The organism is Arthrobacter sp. YD4, from assembly GCF_030410515.1.
Lineage (GTDB): Bacteria > Actinomycetota > Actinomycetes > Actinomycetales > Micrococcaceae > Arthrobacter.
In genome coordinates this window covers 282,837-297,585 of record NZ_JAUHHD010000004.1, presented here as the reverse complement: position 1 = coordinate 297,585, position 14,749 = coordinate 282,837, and the positions used below count along the sequence as shown (strand labels likewise).

Below are 14,749 nucleotides of genomic sequence, written 5' to 3'. Positions count from 1 at the left end.
CTTCCTTCCGGAGTTGCGGCAGGAAAGGAAGAGACGTGTATTGCCCGTTCTGCCGTAATCCTGACTCCCGCGTGGTGGACAGCCGCATCGCCGACGACGGCTCGGCCATCCGCCGCCGCCGCCAGTGCCCCGAGTGCGGCCGCCGCTTCACCACCGTGGAAACCACCAGCCTCACCGTCATCAAGCGGTCCGGCGTGGGCGAGCCGTTCAGCCGGAGCAAGGTCATCAATGGTGTCCGCAAGGCCTGCCAGGGTCGGCCGGTGACCGAGGACGACCTCGCCATGTTGGCACAGGAGGTCGAGGAGACCATCCGCGCCGCCGGCGCCGCCGAGATCGAGGCCCACGAGGTGGGCCTGGCCATCCTGAACCCGCTGCAGCGCCTCGACGAGGTCGCCTACCTGCGGTTCGCCAGCGTCTATCAGGCATTCGAATCCCTCGAGGACTTTGAGTCCGCCATCGCCCTGCTCCGCCACGAGGCGGAGACGAAGGGGTTGGAGGGTCAGGGCCTCGACGGAAAACCGGTCCAGAAGAGCCCGCTCTAGGCACCCACAGACTCCGGTGGTGGCAACGGAGGGGAAGCCGCAGCCACCACCGGCTCCACAGTGAGATCCGAAAAAGAAGAACCGGCCCGCAGTTGGACAACTGCGGGCCGGTTCTTTGTTTCTGGCGCGGGTCTTACTGCCTGAGCAGAGTAGCGGGCTACTTGGCCAGCTTGTGCGTCAGCGCCACCTCGATGGCCGCGCCCACGATGCCGGCGTCGTTCTTCAGCTCGGCGGGAACGATCGGGGTCCGCAGCGACATGTGCGGCAGGTACTCGTCCGCGCGCTTGGAGATGCCGCCGCCGACGATGAACAGCTCGGGGGAGAAGAGGAACTCCACGTGCGAGAAGTAGCGCTGCAGCAGAACGCTGTATTCGGTCCAGCTCAAGCCGTCGCGTTCGCGGGCGACGGCGGAGGCCTTGCTCTCGGCGTCGAAGCCGTCGATCTCCAGGTGGCCGAGCTCGGCGTTGGGGACCAGCTTGCCGTTGAAGATGAACGCGGAGCCGATGCCGGTGCCCAGGGTGATCACCAGGACGGTGCCGTCGACGCCCTTGCCGGCACCGTAGCGGGCCTCGGCGAGGCCGGCGGCGTCGGCGTCGTTGATGACCTCCACCGGGCGCCCCAGCTTGGCGGTGAGCAGCGCGTCGATGTCCAGGTTCAGCCACGCGTGGTCGACGTTGGCGGCGGAGTGGACCACGCCGTGCTGGATGATGCCCGGGAAGGTCACGCCGACGGGGCTGTCGGCCTCCGGGGCGTCGGAGCGCTTGGACAGCTCGGCCACCACCTGGGCGACGACGTCGGCCACCGCCTCCGGCGTCGAGGGCTGCGGGGTCGGAACCCGGAGCCGGTCGCCCACCAGCTTGCCCCTCTTCAAGTCGACGATGCCGCCCTTGATACCGGTGCCGCCGATATCAATGCCGATCAGCGGGGCGTTCTTCTTCGACTTGTCGTCTTTCTTGGCCAATGTGTGTCCGTTCGTGGCTGGGGGCAGGGGCTGGGGACGCGCGCTGCGCGGCTCGTGCTGAAAAGGTGGTGCGGGGACTGCGGGTCAGGGGAGGGTGAGGACCTCGGCGCCGGAGTCGGTCACCAGCAGCGTGTGTTCGAACTGCGCGGTGCGTTTCCGGTCGCGGGTCACCACGGTCCAGTCGTCGGCCCACATGTCCCACTCGATGGTGCCGAGGGTGAGCATGGGTTCGATGGTAAAGACCATACCCGGCTCGATCACGGTGTTGTAGGCGGGCGCGGCGTCATAGTGCGGGATGATCAGGCCGGTGTGGAATGCCTCGCCCACGCCGTGGCCGGTGAAGTCGCGTACCACGCCGTAACCGAAGCGCTTGGCGTAGGAGGCGATGGTCCGGCCGATCACGTTGATCTCCCGTCCCGGGGCCACCGCGCGGATGGCCCGGCGCAGCGACTCCTCGGTGCGTTCCACCAGCAGCCGGGACTCCTCGTCGACGTCGCCCACCAGGAAGGTGTGGTTGGTGTCGCCGTGGACGCCGCCGATGAACGCGGTGATGTCGATGTTCAGGATGTCGCCGTCCTGGACCACGGTGCTGTCCGGGATGCCGTGGCAGATGACCTCGTTCAGCGAGGAACACAGCGACTTCGGGAAGCCCCGGTAGCCCAGCGTGGAGGGGTAGGCCTTGTGGTCGAGGAGGAACTCGTGGCCCACCCGGTCCAGTTCGTCCGTGGTGACGCCCGGTTCGATGTGCTTGCCCACCTCGACGATCGCCTGGGCGGCGATTTTCGAGGCAACGCGGATCTTCTCGATGGTCTCCGCGGACTTCACCTCGGACCCGGTGAATTTCGCCGGCGCGGGCTTCCCCACGTACTCCGGACGCGGAATCGACGCCGGCACGGCACGCTGCGGGCTGATCGTGCCCGGGACAAGGGTGCCAATGGGTGCAGTCGAGGTGAGGGAAGGCATAGATTGATTCTATAAGCAGTGGCCTAAGCCGAAAAAAATGCAGCCGCCCGGCACGTGCAGAAGGAGATCCGATGGCCGAGTATTGGTACAACGTCAACACCCACGAGATCGAGGAGGACGCGATGTCGGACTGGAGCCAGCTCATCGGCCCGTACAAGACCCGCGAGGAAGCCGAACACGCCCTCGAGAAGGTCAAGGCACGCAACGAGGCGTGGGACAAGGGCGACGACGACTAAACAGCCACCCCGGGCGCGCTCCGGCGCCCGTCGGCGGCTCCGGCCAGAGCCGGGACACCGTTCGCATTACCATCCATCCATATCCGGGTGCCGGTACGACCGGTACCGCTAGGAGGTTCATCATGGCCGAACTCTCTCCGGAATACGCGGGACAGTGGCGCTTCGACCCAACCCACACGCGGATCGGGTTCTCCACCCGGCACGCAATGGTCACCAAGGTCCGCGGGGCCTTCAACGACTTCGACGGCGTGATCACCGTCGATCCCGTGAACCCGGAACGCTCCTCGGTGGAACTGACCGTCAAGGTGGCGAGCATCGACACCCGCAACGCGGACCGGGACCAGCACCTGCGCACCAACGACTTCTTCGACGCCCCCACCTACCCGGAAATCACCTTCAAGAGCAGCCGGGTGGACCAGGTGGACGAGGGCCACTTCATCGTCATCGGCGACGTGACCATCCGCGGGGTGACCAAGGAGATCTCCATCCCGCTGGACTTCATCGGCGTCGAGCGGGACCCCATGGGTAACCTCCGGGCCGGCTTCGAGGGATCGCGGCGGATCGATCGGCAGGACTTCGGGCTGAAGTGGAACACCGCCCTGGACTCCGGCGGCGTCCTGGTCTCGGACAAGATCACCCTCGAGTTCGAGGTCTCCGCCATCAAGGTCGAGGACGCCTCCTAAGGCCCAGTCAGCCTAGGGCGCAGCCCGCCTAAAAGGAATGCTCGGGGCCCGGGAACTGCCCGGAACGGACGTCGTCGCCATAGGCGCGGGCGGCGTCCGTCAGGGTGGTCCGGAGGTCCGCGTACTGCTTGACAAATTTAGCCATCTTCCCGCCGCGCAGCCCCGCCATGTCCTGCCAGACCAGCACCTGGCCGGTGGTGGCGTTGCCGGCCCCGATGCCGATGGTGGGGACATCGAGGGCGGCGTCGACGGCGGCCGCCGTCGAGGCCGGGACCATCTCCATCAGCACGCAGAACGCCCCGGCGTCGGCCAGGGCCACCGCATCCTCGATCAGGCGCGAGGCGTCGTCGCCCCGGCCCTGCACCCGGTAGCCGCCCAGGGCGTGCTCGCTCTGCGGTGTGAAGCCGATGTGGGCCATGACCGGGATGCCGGCCTGGACCATGGCGCGCACGGTGTCCGCGTAAAAGGCCCCGCCTTCCATCTTGACCGCGTGCGCCAGTCCCTCCTTGAGGAAGCGCACGCCGGTGGCGACGGCCTGCTCGGCGGAGACCTCGTAGCTGCCAAACGGCAGGTCCGCCACCACCAGCGCGCGGCGGGCGGAGCGGGTCACGGCCCGGCACAGCGGGAGCAGCTCGTCGACGGTCACCGGCAGGCTGGTCTCGTTGCCGAAGACGTTGTTGGAGGCCGAGTCGCCGACCAGCAGCACCTCGATGCCGGCGTCGTCGAAAATCTCCGCGCTGTACTGGTCGTAGGCGGTGAGCATGGCAAAGCGTTCGCCCTTCTCCTTCGCCTGGCGCAGGTGGTGCGTGCGGATCCGGCCGGCGGGCTTCGCGGCGGGCGGCGCTGCCTGCGCGGGGCCGGTGCCGTAGGGGGCGGGAAGTTCTGCGGACATGCCGGAATCGGGGCTGGTGCTGGGGGCCATGGAATGAGCGTAGTGCGATACCGGGGGTCCTAGCTACCGGAGGGGCCGGCATGACCTGCTTCGGCGGGCAGTCCGGAGCGCCGTCCGGGACGCTCCCGGGTGGCCGGACCGGGGTGTTGTGTTAACGCTGGGTTACGCGCCCGGGCCGGGCCAGCAATCGGCGGTAATGATTAGTAGAGTGAACCGTGAGCAGCTGCGGGCGCCGCCGCCGGCCATGGGCCTGGGCGCGCCGAGGCACGGACGAAGACCCGGAAAGAGGCACTATGGACCGCCAGCAAGAGTTTGTCCTGCGGACGATCGAGGAGCGCGACGTGCGTTTCGTGCGTTTGTGGTTCACCGACGTCGTCGGCTCACTCAAGTCCGTGGCGCTGGCGCCCGCCGAAGTCGAGGGCGCCTTCGAGGAGGGCCTGGGCTTCGACGGCTCCTCGATCGAGGGCCTGGCCCGCGTGTTCGAATCCGACATGCTGGCCCAGCCGGACCCCTCCACCTTCCAGATCCTGCCCTGGCGCGGCGAGACCGAGGCGACCTCGCGGATGTTCTGCGACATCCTCACCCCCGATGGCGAGCCGTCCGCCGCGGACCCGCGCAACGTCCTCAAGCGCAACCTGGCCAAGGCCGCGGACATGGGCTTCACCTGTTACACCCACCCCGAGATCGAGTTCTACCTGCTCAAGTCGCAGCAGCCCGGCCCGGACGGCGCCCCGGTTCCCGTGGACGAGGGCGGTTACTTCGACCACGTCCCCGGCGGCGTGGCCCAGGACTTCCGCCGCACCGCGGTGACCATGCTTGAATCCGTGGGCATCTCGGTGGAGTTCAGCCACCACGAGGCCGGCCCCGGGCAGAACGAGATCGACCTGCGCTACGCCGATGCGCTGCAGACCGCGGACAACATCATGACCTTCCGCACCGTGATCAAGGAGGTCGCGCTGCAGCAGGGCACGTACGCCACCTTCATGCCCAAGCCGTTCACGGCGCACCCGGGCTCCGGCATGCACACCCACTTCTCGCTCTTCGAGGGCGACACCAACGCGTTCTATGAGGCCGGGGCCGAGTTCCAGCTCTCCGAGACCGCACGCCAGTTCATCGCCGGCATCCTCAAGCACGCCCCCGAGTTCACCGCCGTCACCAACCAGTTCGTGAACTCCTACAAGCGGCTCTGGGGCGGGGGAGAGGCGCCCAGCTACCTCAGCTGGGGCCACAACAACCGCTCCGCGCTGGTCCGGGTGCCGCTGTACAAGCCGGGCAAGGGCCAGTCCGCGCGGATCGAATACCGCGGCATCGACTCCGCCGCGAACCCCTACCTGGCCTACGCCGTGCTGCTGGGCGCCGGGCTGAAGGGCATCGAGGAGGGTTACCAACTGCCGGCCGCGGCCGAGGACGACATCTGGTCGCTGAGCTCCGCGGAGCGCCGCGCCATGGGCCACGACCCGCTGCCGGCCAGCCTGCACGACGCGATCCGGACCATGGAGGACTCGGAGCTGATGCCGCAGATCCTCGGCGAGCAGGTCTTCGAACACTTCCTGCGCAACAAGCGCGCCGAGTGGCAGGACTACCGGCTCCAGGTCACGCCCTACGAGCTGCAGCGCAACCTGGCGATCCTCTAGGGGAGTCCGGTGAGCCTGGCCCGGCGCCTGATCGCCGCGGGGTTCGACGACCTCGACCGCGGCGAACGCTTCCTGGCCGCCCCCGAACTCGAGGGGCTGGACCGGGAGGCGCTGTTCGCCGGGCTCCGGCTCGCCGCCAACCCGGACACCGCCCTGCTGTCCCTGGTCCGGCTGATCGAGAAGAACCCGGACCTGCGCCGGCTCGCCGCGGATCCGGAGCGCAGCGAGCCGCTTTACCGGGTGCTCGGCGCGTCCGAGGCGCTGGGGGAGTTCCTGCTCCGCCACCCGGGGCACCTGGCCGCGTTCGACGCGCCCGTCAGCCCCGAACCGGTCCCGGCGGACCCCGCCGCGCTGCGCACCCGGCTGCTGCAGTCCGTCCGCGCCGACCCGAAGGCCGCGCGACCCGTCGCCGGGCTGACCGGCCAGGACGGCTACGCCGCGCTCCGGACCGCGTACCGCCGCGGCGTCGTGGACCTGGCCATCAAGGACCTCTGCGCGGCTGACCCGCTGGATTACCTGCCCGCCGTCGGCGCCGAACTGGCGGACCTCGCCGCCGCCGCCATCGAGGCGGCCCTCGCCGTCTCCCGGGCCGAGGCGGCGGAGCAGTTCGGGGCGGATGACGTCGCCGCCGTCGGGCTCGCCGTGATCGGCATGGGCAAGTGCGGGGCCCGCGAACTGAACTACATCTCCGACGTGGACGTTATCTACGTGATCGACGGCGGCCCGCTGGAGGACGCCCGCGCCGCCACGATCGGCACCGCCCTCGCCTCCGGCCTCTCCCGCGCCATCATGTCCACCGGCAAGGAACCCGGCCTCTGGGAGGTCGACGCGAACCTGCGGCCCGAGGGGAAGTCCGGGCCGCTGGTGCGCACCCTGCCCTCGCACGAGAGCTACTACGCGCGCTGGGCCGAGAGCTGGGAGTTCCAGGCGCTGCTGAAGGCCCGGGCCATCGCCGGCGACGCAGACCTCGGCGCCCGCTACGAGGCCGCCGTCGCGCCGCTGATCTGGTCCTCCGCCGGCCGTGAGGGCTTCGTCGAATCCGTGCGGTCCATGCGCCGGCGCGTCACCGAGCACATCCCGTCCGACGAGGAGCAGCGGCAGCTCAAGCTGGGCCGCGGCGGCCTGCGCGACGTGGAATTCACCGTCCAGCTGCTGCAGCTGGTGCACGGGAAGTCCGACGAGTCGCTGCGCTGCCGGGACACCACCGCCGCGATCGCCGCGCTGTCGGCCGGTGGCTACATCGGCCGCACCGACGCCGCGGAATTCGACCGCGACTACCGCTACCTGCGGCTGCTGGAGCACCGGATCCAGCTCTTCCAGCTACGCCGCACCCACCTCATGCCGGTCAAGGAGGCATCGCTGCGGTCCCTGGCCAAGGCCGTGCTGGGCTCCCTCTCCGACGACCGTCCGCACCCGGACGCGCTCCTGGACGACTGGCGCAAGACCAAACGCTCGGTCCGGGAACTGCACGACCGGATCTTCTACCGGCCGCTGCTGAACACGGCCGCCGCCCTCAGCACCGAGGAGGCCCGGCTGACCCCGGAGGCCGCGCAGGGCCGGCTCGCGGCGCTGGGCTATCTGGACCCGCCAGGCGCCATGCGGCACATCGAGGCGCTGACCGCGGGGGTGAGCCGCCGCGCCGCGCTGCAGCGCCAGCTGCTGCCGATCCTGCTGGGCTGGCTCGCCGAGGGCGTGGACCCCGACGGCGGCCTGCTGGCCTTCCGCCGCGTCAGCGAGGCCCTGGGCACCACGCACTGGTACCTCGGGCTGCTGCGGGATTCGACGGCGGCCGCCGAGCGGCTCTGCCATGTGCTCTCCAACTCCCGGCTGATCGCGGACCTGCTGGAGGTCTCGCCCGAATCGGTGGCCTGGCTCGGCTCTGACAAGGACCTGGTGCCGCTTAGCTACGAGGCGCAGTGGCTTGAAATCACCTCGAAGATGTCCCGCCACTCGGACCCGGAGAGCGCCATGCGGCTGATCAGGCTGATCCGCCGCCGGGAGATCCTCCGAATCGCCATCGCGGACAGCGCCGGGCTCCTGGACCAGGACCAGGTGGGCGCCGCCCTGGCGGACACGGACCGCGCCGCGGTCCTCGGCGCCCTGCGCGTGGCCGAGACCGTCGTCGCCGCGGGCGAACCACTGAAGACCCGGGTGCTGGTGGTGGCCATGGGCCGGCAGGGCGGCCGCGAGATCGGCTACGGCTCGGACGCGGACGTCATGTACGTCCACCGCGGCCTGCCCGGCGTCTCCGAGGAGGAGGCGCAGCAGCAGGCGGCCCGGATCGTGGGCAAGCTCTCCAGCCTGCTGACCCAGCCGCTGAAGCCCGCCGTGCTGGCGGAGCGGGTCCTCATGGTCGACGCCGACCTGCGCCCCGAGGGCAAGAACGGGCCCATGGTCCGGTCGCTGGAGTCCTACGGGGAGTATTACCGGCGCTGGTCCCTGGTGTGGGAGGCGCAGGCCCTGCTCCGGGCCCGCCCGATGGCCGGCGACGACGAGCTCGCCGCCGACTTCATCGCCCTGATCGACCCGATCCGCTACCCCGAGTCCCTCGCCGAGCAGGACGTCCGGGAGGTCCGCCGGATTAAAGCCCGGGTGGAGTCCGAACGGCTGCCCCGCGGCGCGGATCCCGCCCGGCACCTGAAGCTGGGCCGCGGCGGCCTCAGCGACGTCGAGTGGCTCGCCCAGCTGCTGCAGCTGCGGCACGCAGGGAGGCACCCGGAACTGCGGACCACCTCCACCGTGCAGGCCCTCGAGGCGGCCGCGGAACTCGAATTGCTGGAGGCCGGGGAAGTAGTGCTGCTGCTGCGTGCCTGGCGGCTGGCCAGCAGGATCCGCTCCGCCAACGTCATCTGGACCGGCCGCGCCTCGGACCTCCTGCCCTCCTCCCGCCGCGACCTCGAGGCCGTGGCCCGCTGGTGCGGCTACGGCCAGGGCAACGCCGCCGCCCTGGAGGAGGACTACCTCCGGCTCAGCCGGCGCGCCCGGGCCGTCTTCGAGCGCGTTTTTTACGGCCAGTAGCGGGCCGCGGCGCCGGGGTGGCGCCCTCGCGTGCCGCCGGAGGCCAAATGCGGGTAGCCTCGAGGGGTACTTTGCCGGTCCCATGGGCCGTCACCCGCACTTACCTAGGGGTTGTTCTACCTTGCCCAGACTCCAGCAGGCCGGGACCTCCCGGCCGCGGACGGCCACCGTCCTCGGGGCGTTGCTCGCGTTCGCCGCACTGATCCTCGGGGCCCCCGGCGCGGCCGCGGCGCCCGCCCAGGGCGCCTCCGCGGCCGCCCCCGCGGCTCCTGTCGCCGCACAGCCGGGAACCGCGCCGTCGAGCGTTGCCGGGAAGACCTACGTCATCGGGACGGACACCACGTTCGCCCCGTTCGAGTTCCGCGACGCCGGCGGCGACCTCACCGGCATCGACATGGACATCATCCGGACGATCGCCAAGAACCAGGGCTTCTCGGTCGAGATCAAGTCCCTCGGCTTCAACGCAGCGCTGCAAGCGCTCTCCTCCAACCAGGTGGACGGCGTGATCGCCGGCATGTCCATCACGGAGCCGCGCAAGCAGATCTACGACTTCTCGGACCCCTACTTCGAATCCGGCGTCCAGATGGCGGTGGCCAAGAACAACACCGACATCAAGGGCTACGAGGACCTCAAGGGCAAGACCGTCACCGCCAAGACCGGCAGCGAGGGCGAGACCTTCGCCAAGTCGATCGCCGGCAAGTACGGCTTCACGGTCAAGTCCCTGGACCAGTCCGCCACCATGTACGAACTGGTCAAGTCCGGCAACGCCGTCGCCGTCTTCGACGACTACCCGGTGCTGGCCTACGGCATCAGCCAGAACAACGGGCTGAAGTCCGTCACCGAGAAAGAAAAGGGCGGCTCCTACGGCTTCGCCGTCAACAAGGGCCGCAACCCGGAACTGCTCAAGGCCTTTAACACCGGCCTCGCCGACCTGAAGTCCAGCGGCGAGTACCAGAAGATCCTCGACAAGTACCTCAAAGACCCCACCCAGGCCACCTCCTCCAGCTTCTGGGACCTGCTCGCGAACAGCTTCCCGGCGCTGATGAAGGGCCTCGGCAACACCGTCCTGGTCACGGCAATCTCCTTCGTCCTGGCCATGCTGATCGGCCTGTTCATGGGCTTCTTCAAGATCTCCACCTCGGTCATCCTGCGCGGCATCGCCACCACGTTCGTCAACATCTTCCGCGGCACCCCGCTGCTGGTCTGGGCGTTCTTCTTCTATTTCGGCATCCCGCAGCTCACCGGACAGCCCATCGACATCTGGGTCGCCGCCGTCCTGACCCTGAGCCTGAACTCGGCGGCGTACATCACCGAGATCGTCCGCGGCTCCATCCAGTCCGTGGACCCCGGCCAGCTGGAAGCCAGCCGGAGCCTGGGCCTGGGCTACGCAAAGTCCATGCAGAAGGTGGTGGTCCCGCAGGCCTTCAAGATCATGACCCCGTCGCTGATCAACCAGCTGATCATCATGCTCAAGGACAGCTCCCTGCTGCTGGCCATCGGCTTCGCCGAACTGCTCTATCAGGGCCAGCAGATCTACGCCGGCAACTTCCGGATCACCGAAACCCTGCTGATCGTCGCGGTGCTCTACTTCGTCGTCATCATGCTCCTGACCAGGCTGGCCAACTTCGCGGATAAGAGGTTCAACAAATGACCACGGCAGCTACCACCGCCAGCAAGATCTCGGTCCGGGAACTGAAGAAGTCCTTCGGCAGCAATGAGGTCCTCAAGGGCATCAACGCCGAGGTGGCCGAGGGCGAGGTGGTCTGCGTGATCGGCCCCTCCGGCTCCGGCAAGTCCACGTTCCTGCGCTGCCTGAACAAGCTCGAGGACATCACCGCCGGCCACGTCACCGTGGACGGCTTCGACGTCACCGACCCGAAGGTGGACATCAACGAGGTCCGCCGGCACATCGGCATGGTCTTCCAGCACTTCAACCTGTTCCCGCACATGTCCGTGATCGAGAACATCATGCTGGCACCCGTTGAATCGAAGAAGCAGACCAAGGACGAGGCCCGCGCCAACGGCCTGAAGCTGCTCGAGCGGGTCGGGCTCGCCGAGAAGGCCGACGCCCGTCCGGCGTCGCTGTCCGGCGGCCAGAAGCAGCGTGTGGCGATCGCCCGCGCCCTGGCGATGAATCCGGACATCATGCTCTTCGACGAGGCCACCTCGGCGCTGGACCCGGAAATGGTGGGCGAGGTGCTGCAGGTCATCAAGGACCTCGCCGCGGAGGGCATGACCATGGTGCTGGTCACCCACGAGATGGGCTTCGCCCGCGAGGTGGCGGACCGGGTCCTGTTCATGGCCGACGGCGTCATCTGTGAGCAGGGTGGGCCGGAGGCCCTCTTCGGCAGCCCGCAGCAGCAGCGCACCCGGGACTTCCTCTCCAAGGTGCTCTAGGACCGTGGCCCGACCCCCGGCGGCCCCGCATGTGTGGCTGATTCCTTTGAAAGACCTCGACGACGACGCCCGCGCCGTCAAGCTCGGTGAGTTGGCCGGCGTCGAACTCGGCGCCGGCCAGGACCGGTTCGTCGGCGAGCCGCTGCGGATGGCCCTGATGGGCCTGGCCGAGGAGTCACGGCACCCGTACGTGCTGGACGTCGACGGGGCCGCGGTGGGCGCCGCGACCCTGCAGTCCGGCGCCGCCCGCTCCGCCGGCTGGGCCGACGACGATTCGGCCTGGCTGCTGCGCGGTTTCGCCATCGACCAGCGTGCGCAGGGCCGCGGCTACGGCACCGCCGCGGCAACGGGGACGGTCCGGGAGGCTGCCAGGCTCACCGCCGCGCTCGGCGGGACCCAGCGCGGCGTCGTCCTCTCGGTCAACGAGGCCAACCCGGCCGGGCAGGCGGCGTACCGCAGGGCCGGTTTCGAGGACCGGGGGCAGTATCTAGGCGGGAACGCCGGGCCGCAGCGGATCATGTACCGCGCATTCTGACGGCTTCGCCTTAGACTGGCGGCCATGACTGCCAACCCCGTCACCGATCCCCGTCCCGAACCGGGCCCCACCGCCGATGAGCGCACCACCCTCACCGGCTTCCTCACCTGGCACCGCCAGACCCTCGAGCTCAAGTGCGCAGGCCTTGCCCCGGCCGACCTGGCCCGGGCCGCGGTGCCGCCCTCCACCCTGTCCCTCCTGGGCCTGGTGCGGCATCTTGCCTACGTCGAGCATCATTGGTTCCGGGGGATGCTCGCCGGCGAGAGCGTCCCGGCCCCGTTCGAGTCGGACGAGGACCCGGACTACGACTTCAACGGCGTGGAACCCACCGCCGAGGCCGTTGGCGAGGCCTGGGCGGCCTGGCGCGCTGCCGTGGACTTCGCGGACGCCTTCGTCGCCGCCGCGCCGGACCTGGACGTCACCGGCAAGCACCACCGCCGGGGCAACATATCACTCCGCTGGGTGCTGGTGCACATGATCGAGGAGTACGCCCGCCACAACGGCCACGCGGATCTGCTGCGGGAACAGATCGACGGCGCCACCGGCGAATAACTGCGCATTCACCGGGAAGTAATAACGGGGAAGCCTTAACGAGGAACGGCCCCCGCCATAAGGCGGGGGCCATTCTGTGTCTTACCTGCGTTTACGTCAGGGACTAGACGCCGTAGTAGAGCTCGAATTCGTATGGGTTCGGGCGCAGCGAGAGCGGACGGATCTCGTTCTCGTACTTGTACTCGATCCAGGTGTCGATCAGGTCCTGGGTGAACACGCCGCCGGCCTGCAGGAACTCGTTGTCCTCGGCCAGGGCCTCCAGAGCCTCCTCGAGGGTGCCCGGAGCCTTGGGGATGTCCTTGGCCTCCTCGGCGGGGAGCTCGTAGAGGTCCTTGTCGATCGGAGCCGGCGGTTCGATCCGGTTGCGGATGCCGTCGATGCCGGCCATCAGCTGGGCGGCGAATGCCAGGTACGGGTTGGAGGAGGGGTCAGGAGCGCGGAACTCGATGCGCTTGGCCTTCGGGTTGGAACCCGTGATCGGGATACGGATACCGGCGGAGCGGTTGCCCTGCGAGTAGACCATGTTGACCGGGGCCTCGAAGCCCTTGACCAGGCGGCGGTAGGAGTTCACCGTCGGGTTGGTGAAGGCCAGGACGGCGGAGGCGTGCTTGAGCAGGCCGCCGATGTACCAGCGGGCGGTGTCGGACAGGCCCGCGTAGCCCTTCTCGTCGTAGAACAGCGGCTCGCCGCCGTTCCACAGCGACTGGTGGCAGTGCATGCCCGAACCGTTGTCACCGAAGACCGGCTTCGGCATGAAGGTGACGGACTTGCCCCAGGCGTCGGCGGTGTTCTTGATGACGTACTTGAACTTCTGCAGGTCATCGGCCGCGTGGGTCAGGGTGGTGAACTTGTAGTTGATCTCGGCCTGGCCGGCGGAGCCAACCTCGTGGTGGCTGCGCTCGACCTCAAGGCCGGCCTCGTCCAGGGCAACGCACATGGCGTCGCGCAGGTCGGCCTGCTTGTCGGTGGGGGAGACCGGGAAGTAACCGCCCTTGACGGGGGTCTTGTAGCCCAGGTTGCCGCCCTCTTCCTCGCGACCGGTGTTCCAGTGGGCTTCCTCGGAGTCGATCTTGTAGAAGCTGCCCTGCGGGGAGGACTGGTACTGGACGTTGTCGAAGACGAAGAACTCGGCCTCGGGGGCGAAGAACGCGGTGTCGGCGATGCCGGTGGAAGCCAGGTAGGCCTCGGCCTTCTCGGCCACGCCGCGCGGGTCACGGTGGTACGGGTCACCTGTGCGGGGGTTGACGATGGAGAAGTTCAGCGCGAGGGTCTTCTCGATGCGGAAGGTGTCCACGAACGCCGTCGTGACGTCCGGGATGAGCTGCATGTCCGACTCGGCGATGCCCTGGAAGCCGCGGATCGACGAACCGTCGAAGAGCTGGCCGTTGACGAAGAAGTCCGCGTCGACGCTCTTGGCCGGGACGTTGAAGTGCTGCTGCACGCCGGGGAGGTCGGTGAAGCGGATATCGACGAATTTGATGTCTTCGTCCTTGATGAACTTGAGGACTTCGTCCGCAGTCTTGAACATCTATGCTCCTTACGCATATGAAAGGTCGGGCCCAGGGGCCGTACGGGCCAGCGCAGTCCGACGCCGGGGACAGCGCACTGCCGTCCCCGCTCAGGATCCCGCTAACAACTGTTACCACCCTAGGGATTGGGAGTTTCCCCGCGGTGTCAGCTTTGTTTCGCGCAGGTTACAAACCGCGCTGACCCTCTAAAGCTAGCCGGTGTCCACACTGTGGCCTATCCATGTCCGCGATTTGAGCCGTTTGAGTCCACACTGTGAATGCTCCGGAGGCCTGCCGACGCCCGGTAAACTTGGCAGGTGGTAGATCGTAAAGACCTTGGCTCGTGGCTCAGCGGACCGGACACCTCCGGCATCTCCAAGTACCCGGGGGAGCGTCTGGGCCTGCCCGAATCCGGCCCCGGCTCGATGGCCAGGGCCGGCCGCCGGATCATCGCGATCTGCATCGATTGGGGCGTCGCCCTGCTGATCAGCAACTTCGCCTTCGCCGGCAACTCCTGGGCCACCCTCGCCGTGTTCGCGGTGGAGCAGGCTCTGTTGGTGGGAACCCTGGGGTACAGCATCGGCCACCGGGTCGTGAACATCCACGTCGTCCGGCTCGGCGGCGGCCCGGCCGGACCGCTTGCCGGTGCGGTCCGCGCGCTCCTGCTCTGCCTGGTGATTCCCGCCGTCATCTTCGACCCGGACCACCGCGGCCTGCACGACAAGGCCGTCAACACCATCCTGATCCGCCGCTAGCCCGGCCGGGCGGCGGTACACCGCTGGCCCGCCGGCGTCGTCCTCGCTGTCGTGCCGTATGCCTCCCACTCGT

General features: G+C 68.6%; 14 protein-coding genes. 10 read left to right on the top strand and 4 right to left on the bottom strand.

Features of this window, described 5'->3' with window-relative positions; all coding sequences use genetic code 11:
- The first annotated feature begins 35 nt into the window (after positions 1-35).
- Entirely contained in the window at positions 36-542 is a 507-nt protein-coding gene (gene nrdR / locus QWJ39_RS12550; protein ID WP_290258170.1) for a transcriptional regulator NrdR, read from the top strand.
- 157 nt (positions 543-699) lie between these two features.
- Here nrdR and ppgK read toward each other — a convergent pair whose 3' ends face one another.
- Positions 700-1,503 (bottom strand): polyphosphate--glucose phosphotransferase, encoded by an 804-nt coding sequence (ppgK, locus tag QWJ39_RS12545; protein ID WP_290258169.1) that lies wholly within the window; start codon positions 1,501-1,503, stop codon positions 700-702.
- An 84-nt stretch (positions 1,504-1,587) separates the two neighbouring features.
- Positions 1,588-2,466: a type I methionyl aminopeptidase gene (gene map, locus QWJ39_RS12540; protein WP_290258168.1), complete on the bottom strand. Its 879-nt coding sequence runs from the start codon at positions 2,464-2,466 to the stop codon at positions 1,588-1,590.
- Positions 2,467-2,537: 71 nt separating this feature from the next.
- Here map and QWJ39_RS12535 point away from each other — a divergent pair, with 71 nt between their 5' ends.
- Together QWJ39_RS12535 and QWJ39_RS12530 are read left to right on the top strand one after the other, a co-directional pair.
- Entirely contained in the window at positions 2,538-2,702 is a 165-nt protein-coding gene (locus QWJ39_RS12535; RefSeq protein ID WP_290258167.1) for an SPOR domain-containing protein, read from the top strand.
- Between the two features lie 122 nt (positions 2,703-2,824).
- A complete protein-coding gene (locus QWJ39_RS12530) occupies positions 2,825-3,385 on the top strand; it encodes a YceI family protein (protein WP_290258166.1) in 561 nt (186 codons plus the stop codon).
- A gap of 28 nt (positions 3,386-3,413) precedes the next feature.
- Here the strand turns inward: QWJ39_RS12530 and panB are convergent, their stop codons facing one another.
- Positions 3,414-4,307, bottom strand: coding sequence for a 3-methyl-2-oxobutanoate hydroxymethyltransferase (gene panB / locus QWJ39_RS12525; protein WP_290258165.1), 894 nt, complete (start codon positions 4,305-4,307; stop codon positions 3,414-3,416).
- Between the two features lie 263 nt (positions 4,308-4,570).
- On the opposite strand from panB, the gene glnA (QWJ39_RS12520) reads away from it, so the two are divergent.
- The 6 genes from glnA (QWJ39_RS12520) to QWJ39_RS12495 all read left to right on the top strand — a co-directional run bounded on the left by glnA (QWJ39_RS12520) (position 4,571) and on the right by QWJ39_RS12495 (position 12,413).
- A complete protein-coding gene (gene glnA, locus QWJ39_RS12520; protein WP_138769615.1) occupies positions 4,571-5,911 on the top strand; it encodes a type I glutamate--ammonia ligase in 1,341 nt (446 codons plus the stop codon).
- Positions 5,912-5,920: 9 nt separating this feature from the next.
- Entirely contained in the window at positions 5,921-8,929 is a 3,009-nt protein-coding gene (locus tag QWJ39_RS12515; protein ID WP_290258163.1) for a bifunctional [glutamine synthetase] adenylyltransferase/[glutamine synthetase]-adenylyl-L-tyrosine phosphorylase, read from the top strand.
- Positions 8,930-9,050: 121 nt separating this feature from the next.
- Positions 9,051-10,580, top strand: a complete 1,530-nt coding sequence (locus tag QWJ39_RS12510) for an amino acid ABC transporter substrate-binding protein/permease (RefSeq protein ID WP_290258162.1) — start codon at positions 9,051-9,053, stop codon at positions 10,578-10,580.
- Positions 10,577-11,326, top strand: a complete 750-nt coding sequence (locus QWJ39_RS12505; RefSeq protein WP_290258161.1) for an amino acid ABC transporter ATP-binding protein — start codon at positions 10,577-10,579, stop codon at positions 11,324-11,326. The genes QWJ39_RS12510 and QWJ39_RS12505 overlap by 4 nt, the downstream gene beginning before the upstream one ends.
- A 4-nt stretch (positions 11,327-11,330) precedes the next feature.
- Positions 11,331-11,861 carry a GNAT family N-acetyltransferase gene (locus QWJ39_RS12500; protein WP_290258160.1) on the top strand — a complete coding sequence of 177 codons (531 nt, stop codon included), beginning with the start codon at positions 11,331-11,333 and terminating at the stop codon, positions 11,859-11,861.
- Positions 11,862-11,885: 24 nt separating this feature from the next.
- Positions 11,886-12,413 (top strand): DinB family protein, encoded by a 528-nt coding sequence (locus QWJ39_RS12495; RefSeq protein WP_290258159.1) that lies wholly within the window; start codon positions 11,886-11,888, stop codon positions 12,411-12,413.
- A 103-nt stretch (positions 12,414-12,516) separates the two neighbouring features.
- On the opposite strand, the gene glnA (QWJ39_RS12490) is transcribed toward QWJ39_RS12495, so the two are convergent.
- Positions 12,517-13,941 carry a type I glutamate--ammonia ligase gene (gene glnA, locus QWJ39_RS12490; RefSeq protein ID WP_290258158.1) on the bottom strand — a complete coding sequence of 475 codons (1,425 nt, stop codon included), beginning with the start codon at positions 13,939-13,941 and terminating at the stop codon, positions 12,517-12,519.
- 297 nt (positions 13,942-14,238) lie between these two features.
- Here glnA (QWJ39_RS12490) and QWJ39_RS12485 point away from each other — a divergent pair, with 297 nt between their 5' ends.
- The gene (locus QWJ39_RS12485; protein ID WP_290258157.1) at positions 14,239-14,676 is read left to right on the top strand and encodes an RDD family protein; all 438 of its coding nucleotides are present in this window, start codon (positions 14,239-14,241) and stop codon (positions 14,674-14,676) included.
- Positions 14,677-14,749 lie beyond the last annotated feature (73 nt).